Below are 13735 nucleotides of genomic sequence, written 5' to 3'. Positions count from 1 at the left end.
ACGGGGTGCCGACACAGTGGCCGGACACGCCGGCATGGGGACGCCGACGGCCACGGGAACGTGCCGACGCCCGGCGTCGACCCAACTATCCAGTTTTCACGTCACGTCCGCTGCCCCGTTGGGCGCGGTGGCCGGGGAGCCGGTCACCCGGCCGTACGCCGGAACCGTCACCCCCGCGGGAGGGTCACTCCTTGACGGTGTCCGCGTCCTCGGTGACCGGCTCGCTCGGCAGCTCCGCGCGGGTGACCACCCGGGCGATGGCCGGTCGGGCGTAGCGGGTCTGCACGCCCGGAGCGATCTCGAGCAGCACGGCGTCGTCCTCGACGCCGGTGACCGTGCCGTAGAGCCCGCCGATGGTGACAACCTCGTCGCCCGGGCCCAACGCGGACTGCATGGCCTCCGCATCGCGGCGACGCTTCTGCTGCGGACGGATCATCATGAAGTACATGACGCCGAAGAGCAGGACGATCATCAGGATCGGCGTGAAGCCGCCGGCCCCACCACCCGCTGCAAGGTATTGCACGGTTACTGCCTTCCCATTGGCCACCTGTCCGGCACGGGAGTGCCGGAGCGGAGGCGGATTCTCACATCCTGTACAGACCGCGGCGAAGTCTAATCCCTGCACCTGAGAACACCGAATGCGGCACAGATCACGTTCACATCACGGCTGATCGGTGTCCAGGGACAACAGACCGGGCGGAGACGGGATATCCATCCCAAATGTACCATTCGGTGGAGTACGCCCCAGGTGCCGCCAGGCGGCTTCCGTGGCCACCCGCCCCCGCGGGGTACGCGCCAGCAGGCCGGCACGCACCAGGAACGGCTCGCAGACCTCCTCGACCGTGTCCGGCTGCTCCCCCACCGCCACGGCGAGGGTGGACAACCCGACCGGGCCGCCCCGGAACGAGTCCACCAGCGCGGTCAGCACCGCCCGGTCCAGCCGGTCCAGGCCCAGCGCGTCGACGTCGTACACCGTCAGTGCCTTGCGGGCGGTGCCCAGGGTGACCACGCCGTCGGCCCGGACCTCGGCGTAGTCGCGGACCCGGCGCAGCAGCCGGTTGGCGATCCGGGGGGTGCCCCGGGACCGGCCGGCGATCTCCGCCGCGCCGTCGGCGGTGATCGGCACCCCGAGGATGCGCGCCGAACGGTGCAGCAGCGTCTCCAGGTCCGCCGGGGCGTAGAAGTCGAGGTGCGCGACGAAGCCGAACCGGTCCCGCATGGGCCCGGTCAACAGACCCGAGCGGGTGGTCGCGCCGACCAGGGTGAACGGCTCGACGTCCAGCGGGATCGCGGTGGCGCCCGGCCCCTTGCCGACCACCACGTCGACCCGGAAGTCCTCCATCGCGCTGTAGAGCAGCTCCTCCGCCGGCCGGGCGATCCGGTGGATCTCGTCGATGAAGAGCACGTCGCCCTCGGCGAGGCTGGTCAGGATCGCCGCCAGGTCACCGGAACGCTCGATCGCCGGGCCGCTGGTCACGCGGATGCCGGCGCCCAGCTCCGCGGCGACGATGTTGGCCAGGCTCGTCTTGCCAAGCCCGGGTGGGCCGGAGAGCAGGATGTGATCCGGCGGGGACCCCCGCCGCATGGCGCCCTGCAACAGCAGGTCGAGCTGATCGCGCACCCGGTCCTGAGCGATGAACTCGGCCAGCCGCCGGGGCCGCACGGTGGCCTCCGCGTCCCGGTCGGCATCACTGACGTACGCCGAGACGAGCCCGTCGGTCTCGCTCACCGTGCCGCCTCCCGTCGCCCCTGGGCGGTCATCGGGTACGACCCAGCAGGCGGATGGCCTGCTTGAGCAGGACCGGCACGGGCGGGGTGGCGCCGTCGATGGTCTCCGCCACCGCGGCCACCGCCTGGTCGGCCTGCCCGGCCGTCCAGCCCAGACCGACCAGCGCCTGCCGTACCTGATCGGGCCAGGCGCCGCCGGTCACGCCGCCCACCCCGTCGGCGCCGATCGACACCGGACCGATCCGGTCCCGCAATTCCAGCACCAGGCGCTCGGCGCCCTTCTTGCCGATCCCGGGCACCCGGGTCAACGCGGCGGTGTCGGCGTTGGCGATGGCCTTTCGCACCGCGTCCGGCGTGTGCACGGCCAGCACGGCCTGGGCCAGCCGTGGGCCGACCCCGCTGGCGGTCTGCAACAGCTCGAACAGCGCCTTGGCGTCGTCGTCGGCGAAACCGTAGAGGGTCAGGGAATCCTCCCGGACCACCAGGCTGGTGGCCAGCCGCGCCGGCTGCCCCACCCGCAGCTCGGCGAGGGTCCCGGGGGCGCAGTGCACGGCCAGGCCGACCCCGCCGACCTCGATCACGGCCAGATCCGGACCTGTCGCGGTCACCGTGCCGCGCACGCTGGCGATCATCGTGCTCCTCCTCGTCGTGCCCGATCGGCCGCGGCGGCCAGCTTGGAACGGGTGCCACCGCGCCACACGTGGCAGATGGCCAGGGCGAGAGCGTCGGCGGCGTCGGCCGGCTTCGGTGGCTCGTCCAGCCGCAGCAGCCGGGTCACCATGGCGGTCACCTGCGCCTTGTCGGCCTGACCGGCACCGGTCACCGCCGCCTTCACCTCGCTCGGGGTGTACGTCTGCACCGGCAGCCCCGCCCGCGCCCCGGCCAGCACGGCGATGCCGCTGGCCTGCGCGGTGCCCATCACCGTCCGGACGTTGTGCTGGCTGAACACCCGCTCGACGGCGACGCTCTCCGGCTGGTGCTCGGCGACCAGCTTGGTCAGCGACCGGTCCAGGTGCAGCAGGCGCAGCGGCAGGTCGTCGGCCGGGTCGGTGTAGACCACGTAGTAGGCGATGAGCGTGCAGGGCCGACCGGGCACCCCCTCGACGACGCCCACCCCACACCGCGTCAACCCCGGGTCGACCCCCAGCACCCGCACGCCGCCCCCTCCCCCAGCCGTCAGCAGTACGTGTGTTCGACACCCTAACTGCCGGCCTTCCCACCGGCCCCACGGGACACGCCCTCCCTCACCCACACCCCGCGCCACGATCTGGGCAACGTCCCGGAGGTTGCTGCCTCCGACGCCCGAGAGACAGCCTTCCGGCGCGCGGCTCGGCGGGGCGGGCGCGGGCCATGGGGGGCAGGGGGCCACACAGCAGGGGTACGGAGTATGTGTCGCTGCCCCATGTGCCGCAGGGCACACAGCTCGTAACTTCTTGCGCCATGACGGCAGAACCCGTGGCGGTCCCCCACGTCGTACAGGTCGACCTCGCTGGTCGGACCGCCCTGGTCACCGGGGGCGGCAGCGGCATCGGGCGGGCCTGCGCCCTGCGGTTGGGCGCGGCCGGCGCCAAGGTGCTCGTGGTGGATCGCAACCTGGAGGCGGCCAAGGCGGTGGCCGCCGAGGCCGGCGGACGCGCCGAGGGCGTGGACCTGGCCGACGCGGCGGCCGTGGACGCGCTCGACGTGGACGTGGACATCGTGGTGAACAACGCCGGGCTCCAGCACGTGGCGCCGCTGCAGGACTTCCCCGTCGAGCGCTTCGAGTACATCCAGCGGGTGATGGTGGAGGCGCCGTTTCTGCTGATCCGCCGCGCGTTGCCGCACATGTACGCCCGGGGCTGGGGCCGGATCGTCAACATCTCGTCGGTGCACGGCCTGCGCGCCTCGCCCTACAAGGCGGCCTACGTCTCGGCGAAGCACGCCCTCGAAGGGCTGTCGAAGGTGGTGGCGCTGGAGGGGGCCGCGCACGGGGTGACCGCCAACTGCATCAACCCGGCGTACGTGCGGACCGCCCTGGTGGAGAGCCAGATCGCCGATCAGGCGGCCAGCCACGGCATCGGCGAGGCCGAGGTGATCGAGAAGGTCATGCTGGCGCGGGCCGCCATCAAGCGGCTGATCGAGCCGGAGGAGGTGGCCGAGCTGTTGGCGTACCTCTGTTCGCCGCCGGCGGCCTTCATCACGGGCGCGTCGATCGCGCTCGACGGGGGCTGGACGGCCAACTAGTGGGCCTGAGCACAATGTCGACCATGTCGTCGCCGGTGGAGTTCCTCGAACTGCTCGCTCGCGAGGCCGCCGCGGTGGAGTTCGAGGGCCCGTTGGTGGCCGCGCGCGCCGCCGGGATGCCCGCCGACCGGCTGGCCGAGCTGGAGCAGGCCAAGACTGTGGCGTTGCGGGTTCGCGCGCTGCTGGAGCGCCGCCGCCGTCGGGAGACCGAGCTGTCCGGCCTGTACGACACGGTCAGCGACCTGGCCGGGCTGCGCGACCTGGACGACGTGCTGCGGGCGATCGTGCACCGGGCCCGTCACCTGCTCGGCGCCGACGTGGCGTACATGACGCTCAACGACGACGAGCGCGGCGACACCTACATGCGGGTGACCGACGGGTCGGTCTCGGCCCGCTTCCAGCGGCTGCGGCTGCCGATGGGCGCCGGCCTCGGTGGCCTGGTGGCCCAGTCCGGCGCCCCGTACGTGACCGCCAACTACGGCGAGGACGCGCGCTTTCACCACACCGGGGAGATCGACGCCGGTGTGGGCGAGGAGGGCCTGGTGGCGATCCTCGGGGTGCCGCTGCGACTCGGTTCCACCTCGATCGGGGTGCTCTACTCGGCCAACCGCTCGGCCCGGCCGTTCGCCCGCGAGGAGGTGGCGCTGCTGGTCTCCCTCGCCGCGCACGCCGCGGTGGCGATCGACACGGCCCGGCTGCTGGCCGAGACCCGCTCGGCGTTGGCCGAGTTGTCGGCGGCGAACACCACCATCCGGGCGCACAGCAGCTCGGTGGAGCGGGCCGCGGCGGCGCACGACCGGATGACGGCGCTGGTGCTGCGCGGCGGCGGGGTGGAGGACGTGGCCGCCGCGGTGACCGAGGTGCTGGGCGGGGCGCTGTTGGCGTTGGACGCCCAGGGCCGGTTGCTGGCCCGGGTGGGCGAGATCGACGAGCCGGACCGGGCGGACATCGTCGAGGCGGTGGCCGCCTCGCGTACGGAGGGACGCAGCGTGCGCCGCGGCCCGCTCTGGTACGCGGCGGTGGTGGCCGGCGCGGAGAACCTGGGCGCGTTGGTGCTGCGTCCCGACGACGAGTTGGTCGACGCCGACCAGCGGATCCTGGAGCGGGCCGCGCTGGTGACGGCGCTGCTGCTGCTGTTCCGCCGGACCGTGGCCGAGGCGGAGGGGCGGGTCCGTGGCGAGTTGCTGGACGACCTGATCGCCCGGCCGCTGCGCGACACCGACGCGCTGCGCAGCCGGGCCCGGCGGCTCGGCGTGGACCTGGACGCGCCGCACGTGCTGGTGGCGGTGGGCGACGACGCGATCGCGGCGACCGGCTCGGCCCGGCAGCGGGTGCTCTCCTGGGCCACCACGTACGCTTCAGCGCGCGGTGGCCTGGCCGCGGCGCGCGACGGTCGGGTGGTCCTGATGCTGCCCGGCCAGGATGCCGGTGGCAGCGCCCGCGCGGTCGCGCGGGACCTGTCGCGGGTGACCGGCCGGCCGGTGACGGCCGGGGCGAGCGGCCCGTCGACCGGGCCGGGGACGCTGGCCGGGACGTTCCACGAGGCGGACCGCTGTCTGACGGCGCTGGGCGCGCTGGGCCGCGCCGGTCAGGGCGCCAGCACCGCGGAGCTCGGCTTCGTCGGTCTGCTGCTGGGCACGGTCGGTGACCGGGGTGAGCGGGACGTGGCCCAGTTCCTGACCGCCACGGTCGGGCCGGTGGTCGACTACGACGCCCGGCGCGGGACGGCGCTGGTGAAGACGCTGGAGGCGTACTTCGGGGTGGGCGGCAGCCTGGCCCGGGCCGCCGAGCAGTTGCACGTGCACGTCAACACGGTGACCCAGCGGCTGGAGCGGGTCGGGCAACTGCTCGGCGCGGACTGGCAGCGGCCCGAGCGGGCGTTGGAGGTGCAGTTGGCGCTGCGCCTGCACCGCCTGCGCGCCCCTGCGGGTTGACCCCGCCGGGGGCGCGCGGTCGGGTCAGCGGGCGCGGATGCCGTCGAGGACGCCGTCGACGACCTGCGTGGGCAGGTTCCGCTCGTCCAGCTCCGGGTTCCACTGCAGGACCCGTTGGATCAGCATCGGCCCGGTGAGCAGCGCCATGGTCACCTCGACGTCGATGTCGGGGCGCAGCAGCCCCTCGTCGATGCCGCGCCGCAGCACCTCGCGCATCAGCTGACGCCGGGGCTCGATGATGGTCTGGTAGAGCTGGTATTGGTCCGGGCTGCGGTTCACCGCCGGCACCAGGCACGGCATGATCTTCGCGGCGCGGGGGTCGACGTTCTGCCCTACCGCGCCGACCAGCAGGAGCAGGTCGTCGCGGACGGAGTGGCCGGCTGGCTGCGGCATGATGCCCTTGAGCCGGCGCAGCGCGTCCAGCAGCAACGCGTCCTTGCCGGCCCAGCGGCGGTAGATGGTGGCCTTGCCGACGCCGGCGCGGGTGGCGATCGCCTCGATCGAGAGCGCCTCGACGGTGCTTCCCTCGGCGAGCAGGTCGAGGGTCGCCTCGATGATCGCCTCGTCGGCGCGGATGCTCCGCGGTCGCCCGGGCGACCGCGGAGCATCGGCGGTGGACGTCATGTCGGACATTGTCCCCTAACCTAGGCCGTCCCGGCCAACTCGGGCTCGGCGGCGGGGGCCGCCGAGGCCGGAGCCAGCGCATCGCGACCCGGCATCCATCGCAGCACCACCAGCACGCCGAGGGCCGCGACGACCGCGGACAGCGCCGCCGCCCAGTGCATGGCGGTGACGAAGGCGTCGTTGGCCGCCGAGATCAGCGTCGGCGCCGCCGGGCCGAGCTTCGCGGCCGCAGCGTACGCCCCGGAGATCGACTCGTTGGCCGCGTCCTGGGCCTGTGCGGGCAGGCCGGTCAACGCGTCGCCCACGTCACTGCGGTAGACCGCGGAGAGCACCGAGCCGAGGACCGCCACGCCGAGCGCGCCGGCCACCTGGCGGACGGTGTTGCTCACCGCGGAGCCCACGCCGGCCTTCTCGCGGGGCAGCGCCGACATGATGGACTCGGTGGCCGGCGGCATGATGTTGGCCATCCCGACGCCCTGAATGAAGAAGACGACAAGCACGATCCAGATCGGGGTGGACGCGCCGATGAAGGCGAACGCGGCCAGCGCCACCACTGTCAGCCCCAGCCCCACGGCGGCGACCGCCCGGCCGCCGTAGCGGCGGACCATCGCGGCGCTGCGCGGCGCGAAGATCAGCTGGGCGCCGGCGAAGGGCAGGAAGAGCAGGCCGGTCTGCAGCGGGCTGTAGTCGCGGACCAACTGCAGGTAGAACGAGCTGAAGAACATCACGCCCATCGCGGCGAAGAACACCAGGCCGACGATCGCCACCGGCGCGGCGAAGCGCGGCACCTTGAACAGCCGGACGTCCAGCGACGGGTGGTCGGAGCGCAGCTCGTGCCGCACGAACCAGGCCAGCACGGCGAGGCCCACCAGGATCGAGCCCCAGGCCACCGGACGGTCGAAGCCATGCTCGCCACCGTCGATGATGCCGTAGGAGAGGGCCACCAGGCCGACCACGGAGAGCAGGACGCCGAGCAGGTCGACGCGGCCGGGGCGCGGGTCACGCGATTCGGGGACGAGCAGCGCCACCAGGAGAACGCCGGCGACGACCACCGGGACGTTGATCAGGAAGACCGAGCCCCACCAGAAGTGCTCCAGCAGCGTGCCGCCGAGGATCGGGCCGATCGCCACGGCCAGGCCGACCGCGCCGGCCCAGATGCCGATGGCCCGGCCGCGCTCACGCGGGTCGAACACGTTGGAGATGATCGAGAGCGTCACCGGCATGATGGCCGCGCCGCCGACCCCCATCAGGGCGCGGGCCGCGATGAGCTGCGCGGGGCTGTGTGCGTACGCGGAGAGCAGCGACGCCAGGCCGAACAGCGCCAGCCCGATCATCAGGAAGCGCTTGCGGCCGGCGCGGTCGCCGAGCACCCCGAAGGTGAACAGCAGTCCGGCGAAGACCAGCGTGTAGGAGTTGATGGACCACTCCAGCTCGCCCTGGCTGGCCCCGAGGCCGTGCACCGGGTCGGCCAGGGTGCGTAGCGCGACGTTGAGGATCGTGTTGTCGAGGACGACGACGAGGAGGCTGATCACCAGCACCCCCAGGATCGCCCACCTCCTCGGGTGTCCCGTGTTCTCGTGCAGTTCCATGCCCGGTTCTCCCCCCGGTTGCACCCGACGCAATACGATACGAGCCAGACTCGTATCGCGGGACAGCCTAAGGGCGGGCATTAACGATACGGAACCGATCCGTATCGTATGTGGCGGGCATCACCTCCGCTGTGCCGCGAGACAGGCGGCGACGGCGGCCGGCAGCCCGCCCAGATGGCCCACCGGCGCGGCCAGCGGCTCGATCCAGCCCGGCCCGGCGCCGTACACCCGCAGGCGCGGAAAGTCCCGGGCGAAGCGCACGAGGCGGTACGCGCGGCCGGTGACCGGCGTCTGCGACCAGAGCACGACGGTGTGCGGGCGAGCCCGGTACACCGCGCTGGTCAGGGCGGCCCAGGGCAGCGCGGGCCCCAGGTGCAGGCAGCCGCGGCCCTGCTCCCGCAGGGCGGCGGCGAGCGCGTGCAGGCCGAGGGAGTGCGTCTCCTGCTCGGCCCCGGCCAGCAGCACCCCGCCGACGGGCAGGGAGCGGCCGGGCTCGCGGCGGTACACGTCCAGTCCGACCCGGACACCCTCGGCCAGGGCGTGCTCGACGGCGATCTCGGCGGCGCCGCGCCCCGACAACCGCCCCAGCAACGGCCGACAGACCTGCTCCCAGAGCGCCGGCACGCCCCACTCGGCGGCCAGCTCCCGCGTCAGCGCGGCGACACGGTTACCGTCCAGGTCCTCGGCCGCCAGCGAGACCCGCTTGAGCGCGGTCTGCACGGCGTCGGCCGGCATCGGCTCGGTCAGCATCGGCTCGGTCAGCACAGACGTACCCCCGGGTAGACGTTCTCTACCCGGGGGTTCGCCGCGAGCGCGCGCGGCGGATGCGCCCGGCGGGAATTTACCGGCGCCGGAGCGCCAGCCGGCGGGCCAGCGCGGCGGCGCTGCCCCAGATGCCGCGCCGGAAGAGCACCACCACGAGGACGAAGATGCCGCCCGTGACCAGGCCGATCGCCTCGAATCCGGAGAACGACAACCAGTCCTCCAGGCGTACGACGACCGCGGCGCCGAGCACCCCGCCCCACAGCGTCCCGATCCCGCCGAGCACCACCACGATGACCGCCTTGCCGGAGGTGGTCCAGTGCAGCACGTCGAGCGAGACGAACCGGTGCCCCACCGCGAACAGGCCGCCGCCGAGGCCGGCGATGAACCCGGACAGGACGAACGCGGTGAGCTTGTAGCGGTGCACCGGGTAACCCAGGGCACGGGCGCGGGCCGGATTGTCGCGGATGCCGACGAGCACCCGGCCGAACGGCGAGTGCACGATCCGCCAGGCGGCGGCCAGCCCGAGCAGCACGATCGGCAGGATCGCATAGTAGAAGTAGTAGTCGTCGGTCAGATCCAGGCCGAAGAACGAACGGGGCACCCCCTGCAGGCCGTTCTCCCCCTGCGTCACGGAGCGCCACTCGTTGGCCACGTAGTAGACCATCTGCGCGAACGCGAGGGTCACCATGGCGAAGTAGATGCCGGTCCGCTTGACCGCGAGATAGCCGATCGGCACGGCGAGGACGGCCGCGGCGAGCGCCCCGGCCAGCACCGCCAGGGGGAACGGCAGGCCGGCGTGGATGGCCACCAACCCGGTGACGTACGCGGAGGTGCCCCAGAACGCGGCGTGCCCGAAGGACATCAGCCCGGTGAAGCCGAGCAGCAGGTCCACCGCCACGGCGAACAGCGCCCAGCAGAGGATGTCCACCGCGACGGCCGGGTAGAGGCCGTTGGGCAGCCAGGCCGCGACGGCCAGCCCGACGGCGAGCAGCGCGTACCGCACCCAGCCGGGGGCGTGGGCCACGGCGACCAGCCCGGACGGCGGCGTCGAGCGGGACGCGTCGGCGGGAGTGTCCACGGTGCTCGTCATGCCGGGGCCTCCTCACGACCGAACAGGCCGGCCGGACGCCAGAGCAGGACGCCGGCCATCACGACGAAGACGATCGTCTGCGACACGATCGGGAAGTTCGACAGGTACGCCTCGCCCCACGCCTGCACCAGGCCGATGCCGAAGCCGGCGGCGACCGAGCCGAAGATGGAACCCAGACCGCCGATCACGACCACCGCGAAGACCACGATGATCAGGTCGGCGCCCATCAGCGGGTTGACCGCGCGCATCGGCGCGGCCAGCACACCGGCGAGCCCGGCCAGGCCGATGCCGAAGCCGAAGACCGGCGTCACCCAGCGCCCGACGTCGATCCCGAACGCCCGGGTCAGGTCGGGCCGCTCGGTGGCCGCGCGGACGACCATGCCGATCCGGGTCCGGGTGAGCACCCACCACACCGCCACACAGAGCAGCACCGCGAAGCCGAGGATGAACACGCGGTACGTCGGGAAGTCGAACAGGCCGAAGTTCACGGTCCCGTCCAACAGCGCCGGGGTCGCGTACGGGCTGGACTGCACGCCGTAGCGCAGCTTCACCAGGTCCTGCAGGATCAGCGTCAGGCCGAAGGTGAGCAGGAAGTTGTAGAGCGGGTCGAGCTTCGTCAGCCGGTGGATCACCGCGCGCTCCAGGGCCATGCCGAACAGCCCGAGCCCCACCGGCATGATCACCAGGGCCGCCCAGAACGGCACGCCCGCCTCGGTGAGCAGCACGTACGCGCCGAACGCGCCGAGCATGTAGAACGCGCCGTGCGCGAAGTTGACCACCCGCAGCATGCCGAAGATGACGGCGAGCCCGAGGGCGAGCAGGGCGTAGAACGCCCCGCTCACCAGCCCGTTGAAGGTGTTCTGCGCGAAACCACTCATAGCTTGCAGTCCGCCGACGGCGCGCGGAACGCCTCCGCGGCGGGGATCGTCTTGAGCACCTTCACGTAGTCCCACGGCTCGGTGACCTCGGCCTGCGGCTTCACCTGGGCCAGGTACGCGTCGTGCACCACCCGGTGGTCCTCGGCGCGGATCTTGCCGTTGCGCAGGAAGACGTCCTCGACCGTCTTGCCCTCCAGCCCCTTGACCACGGTGTCCGCGTCGTCGGTGCCGGCGGCCTGCACCGCCTCCAGGTACTGCAGGGCCGCCGAGTAGTTGGCGGCGTGCGCGAACGTCGGCCGGGTGCCGGTCTTCTGCTGGAACCGGTCGGCGAACTCCCGGTTCTTCGCGTCGAAGTTCCAGTACCAGGCGTCGGTGTACGTGGTGCCGGCCAGCGCCGCCGGGGTGAGCGAGTGGATGTCGGTGAGGAACATGAGCCCCACCGCCAGGCCGACGCCCTTCTCGCGCAGCTTGAACTCGTTGTACTGCTTCACCACGTTGACCAGCTCCGCGCCCGCCTGCATGGTGCCCAGCACGTCCGGCTTCGGGTTCAGCGTCGGCGCCTTGAGCAGGAACGTCGAGAAGTCGCCGCTGGTGTTCGGGAACGGCGCCCCGTCCTTCCCGACGACAGTCCCGCCGGCCGCCGTGATCGCGGTGGAGAAGCTCTTCTCCATGTCCTGCCCGAACGCGTAGTTCGGGTAGAGGATGTACCAGTTCTTGCCGATCTGCTCGGTGGTGGTCTTCCCGGTGCCGTTGGCCAGCATGTACGTGTCGTAGGCGTAGTGGAACGTGTATTTGTTGCAGCTCTTGCCGGTCAGGTCGGTCGTCGCCGCGCCGATGTTGAAGTAGAGCTTCTTCTTCTCCTTCGCCACGTCGGCCACCTTCAGCGCCGCCGACGAGGTGGGCACGTCCAGGATGAGGTCGACGCCCTTGCGGTCGTACATCTCCTGGGCCTTGGAGTTGGCCACGTCCGGCTTGTTCTGGTGGTCGGCGGTCTCCACGGTGATGTCCTTGGTCACCGCCTTGTCGCCGTACTTCGCGGTGAAGTCGGCGATGGCCATCTCCACCGCCGTCACCGAGTTCTTGCCGGACAACTCCGAGTACGCCCCGGACTGGTCGTTGAGCACGCCCAACACGATCTTGTCGCCGGTCAGCTTCTGATCGCCGCCCGACTGGGGTCCACCGCCGCCGCAACCCGCGACCAGCACCACCGCGGCCGACGCCGCGGCCACACCCACCGTCCTGCGCATGCCCACTCCATCCATTCCGCGCGCCGTCGCGCGGCTCGTCGTTGAGAAGAATCAGATCCCGAGGTACGCGAGCAGCTCGCGTTCGCGCGAGCGCACCTCGGAGTTGTCCATCGCCTCGGCGACACGTCCCTCGGCCAGCAGGTAGTGCCGGTCGGCGACGCCGGTGGCGAAGTGCAGGTTCTGCTCGACCAGCAGCACGGTCACCCCGTGCTGCTTGGCCTCCCGCAGCAGGTCGCCGACCTGCTGCACGAGCAGCGGTGACAGCCCCTCGGTGGGCTCGTCGCAGAGCAGCAGCCGCGCACCCATGCGCAGCACCCGGGCCAGGGCCAGCATCTGCTGCTCGCCGCCGGAGAGCATGGTGGCCGCCGAGTCCCGCCGGGTGTGGAGAGCGGGGAACGCCTCGTACACCCGCTCCAGCGGCCACGGGTCGGGGCCGACCGTGGGCGGCAGGGTGAGGTTCTCGGTGACGGTCAGGGTGGCGTAGCTGCCCCGGTCGTCGGGCACCCAGCCCAGCCCGAGGCGGGCCCGGCGGTGCGCGGGCAGCCTGGTGATGTCCCGCCCGTCCAGCTCCACCGTGCCGCGCTGGCCGGAGTGCAGCCCCATCACGCAGCGCAGCAGAGTGGATTTGCCGGCGCCGTTGCGGCCCACGAGGGTGACCACCTCGCCGGCGGCGACCTCCAGGCCGACCTCCCGCAGCACCTGCGCCTCGCCGTAGAACGCGGCGAGGTTCTCAATGCGCAGCATCAGCGGCTCCCAGGTAGGCGGTGATCACGCGCTCGTCGGCGCGGACCTGCTCGTACGGGCCCTCGACGAGGACCCTGCCGGCCTGCAGGACGGTGACGGTGTCGGCGAGCCGGCCGACCACGCTCATGTTGTGCTCGACCATGACCACGGTGCGGCCCGCCCGGACCCGGCTGATCAGCTCGACGGTGCGGTCGACGTCCTCCAGGCCCATCCCCGCGGTCGGCTCGTCGAGCAGCAGCACCTTCGGGTCCAGCGCGAGGGCGATGGCCAGCTCCAGGGCCCGCTTGCGGCCGTACGCCAGCGCCGCCGACGGGGCCTGCGCCAGGTCGGCCAACCCCACCATGGCCAGCAGCTCGTCGGCCCGTTCGGTGTAGCGGTCCAGCAGCTTCGCCGAACGCCAGAACCGCCAGCCCAGCCCACTGGAGGACTGCAACGCCAGCGCGACGTGCTCGCGGGCCGACAGCTGCGGGAAGAGGCTGGTGATCTGGAACGAGCGGGCCACGCCGAGCCGGGCGACCCGCTCCGGCGGCAGCCCCGTGACGTCCCGCCCGGCCAGCTCGATCCGCCCGCCGCTGGGCGCGAGAAACCCGGTGAGCAGGTTGAACAGGGTGGTCTTGCCGGCGCCGTTCGGGCCGACGAGCGCGTGCACACTCTCCGGCGCGACGTCCAGGTCGACCTCGTCGACCGCCCGGAAGCCCCGGAAGTCCCGGGTCAGCCCGCGGGCCGACAGGAGCGCTTGCCCGGCCATCGCCTCATCCTCCGCACGGTCGCGGCGACGGTCGATTCGGTGACCGCGGTCACAGGCCCGTCGCGTGGAGGAAACCTACGGCCGCTCGCGCGAGTCGAGCCATGTCGATCGCATCCATATTCGACGGGCAGAGGACGTGCCCGGCCTCCACTCCCCCGTCCAGCC

The 13735-nt window shown here is 72.3% G+C and carries 14 protein-coding genes; 2 read left to right on the top strand and 12 right to left on the bottom strand.

Annotated elements, in window-relative coordinates; translation table 11 throughout:
• Nucleotides 1-184: 184 nt before the first annotated feature.
• The 4 genes from yajC to ruvC all read right to left on the bottom strand — a co-directional run bounded on the left by yajC (nt 185) and on the right by ruvC (nt 2884).
• The gene (yajC, locus tag ABZU53_RS12665) at nt 185-523 is read right to left on the bottom strand and encodes a preprotein translocase subunit YajC (RefSeq protein WP_354856026.1); all 339 of its coding nucleotides are present in this window, start codon (nt 521-523) and stop codon (nt 185-187) included.
• A 138-nt stretch (nt 524-661) separates the two neighbouring features.
• Complete coding sequence (ruvB, locus tag ABZU53_RS12660) at nt 662-1729, bottom strand: Holliday junction branch migration DNA helicase RuvB (RefSeq protein ID WP_355065751.1); 1068 nt, start codon at nt 1727-1729, stop codon at nt 662-664.
• A 28-nt stretch (nt 1730-1757) separates the two neighbouring features.
• Complete coding sequence (gene ruvA, locus ABZU53_RS12655) at nt 1758-2360, bottom strand: Holliday junction branch migration protein RuvA (RefSeq protein ID WP_354856024.1); 603 nt, start codon at nt 2358-2360, stop codon at nt 1758-1760.
• The gene (gene ruvC, locus ABZU53_RS12650) at nt 2357-2884 is read right to left on the bottom strand and encodes a crossover junction endodeoxyribonuclease RuvC (RefSeq protein WP_355065749.1); all 528 of its coding nucleotides are present in this window, start codon (nt 2882-2884) and stop codon (nt 2357-2359) included. Before ruvC ends, ruvA begins: the two co-directional genes overlap by 4 nt.
• A 284-nt stretch (nt 2885-3168) precedes the next feature.
• Here ruvC and ABZU53_RS12645 point away from each other — a divergent pair, with 284 nt between their 5' ends.
• Together ABZU53_RS12645 and ABZU53_RS12640 are read left to right on the top strand one after the other, a co-directional pair.
• A complete protein-coding gene (locus ABZU53_RS12645; RefSeq protein ID WP_354856023.1) occupies nt 3169-3951 on the top strand; it encodes a 3-hydroxybutyrate dehydrogenase in 783 nt (260 codons plus the stop codon).
• Between the two features lie 14 nt (nt 3952-3965).
• Nucleotides 3966-5885 carry a helix-turn-helix domain-containing protein gene (locus ABZU53_RS12640; protein WP_354856022.1) on the top strand — a complete coding sequence of 640 codons (1920 nt, stop codon included), beginning with the start codon at nt 3966-3968 and terminating at the stop codon, nt 5883-5885.
• Between the two features lie 24 nt (nt 5886-5909).
• Here the strand turns inward: ABZU53_RS12640 and ABZU53_RS12635 are convergent, their stop codons facing one another.
• The 8 genes from ABZU53_RS12635 to ABZU53_RS12600 form a co-directional block, all read right to left on the bottom strand.
• On the bottom strand, nt 5910-6518 hold the full coding sequence (locus tag ABZU53_RS12635) for a TetR/AcrR family transcriptional regulator (protein WP_355065747.1): 609 nt from the start codon (nt 6516-6518) through the stop codon (nt 5910-5912).
• Between the two features lie 11 nt (nt 6519-6529).
• A complete protein-coding gene (locus ABZU53_RS12630) occupies nt 6530-8098 on the bottom strand; it encodes an MFS transporter (protein ID WP_354856020.1) in 1569 nt (522 codons plus the stop codon).
• Nucleotides 8099-8218: 120 nt separating this feature from the next.
• Nucleotides 8219-8863: a transcriptional regulator gene (locus tag ABZU53_RS12625; RefSeq protein WP_355065745.1), complete on the bottom strand. Its 645-nt coding sequence runs from the start codon at nt 8861-8863 to the stop codon at nt 8219-8221.
• A gap of 76 nt (nt 8864-8939) precedes the next feature.
• Complete coding sequence (locus tag ABZU53_RS12620) at nt 8940-9953, bottom strand: branched-chain amino acid ABC transporter permease (protein WP_355065744.1); 1014 nt, start codon at nt 9951-9953, stop codon at nt 8940-8942.
• Nucleotides 9950-10831 (bottom strand): branched-chain amino acid ABC transporter permease, encoded by an 882-nt coding sequence (locus tag ABZU53_RS12615; protein ID WP_355065742.1) that lies wholly within the window; start codon nt 10829-10831, stop codon nt 9950-9952. The genes ABZU53_RS12620 and ABZU53_RS12615 overlap by 4 nt, the downstream gene beginning before the upstream one ends.
• Nucleotides 10828-12078: an ABC transporter substrate-binding protein gene (locus ABZU53_RS12610; protein ID WP_355065740.1), complete on the bottom strand. Its 1251-nt coding sequence runs from the start codon at nt 12076-12078 to the stop codon at nt 10828-10830. Before ABZU53_RS12610 ends, ABZU53_RS12615 begins: the two co-directional genes overlap by 4 nt.
• A 51-nt stretch (nt 12079-12129) precedes the next feature.
• Nucleotides 12130-12822 carry an ABC transporter ATP-binding protein gene (locus ABZU53_RS12605; protein WP_355065738.1) on the bottom strand — a complete coding sequence of 231 codons (693 nt, stop codon included), beginning with the start codon at nt 12820-12822 and terminating at the stop codon, nt 12130-12132.
• A complete protein-coding gene (locus ABZU53_RS12600) occupies nt 12809-13570 on the bottom strand; it encodes an ABC transporter ATP-binding protein (protein WP_355065736.1) in 762 nt (253 codons plus the stop codon). Before ABZU53_RS12600 ends, ABZU53_RS12605 begins: the two co-directional genes overlap by 14 nt.
• Between the last annotated feature and the right edge of the window lie 165 nt (nt 13571-13735).

This window comes from Micromonospora sp. NPDC005194 (genome assembly GCF_040608335.1).
Lineage (GTDB): Bacteria > Actinomycetota > Actinomycetes > Mycobacteriales > Micromonosporaceae > Micromonospora.
This window is presented reverse-complemented; position numbering and strand designations above follow the sequence as displayed.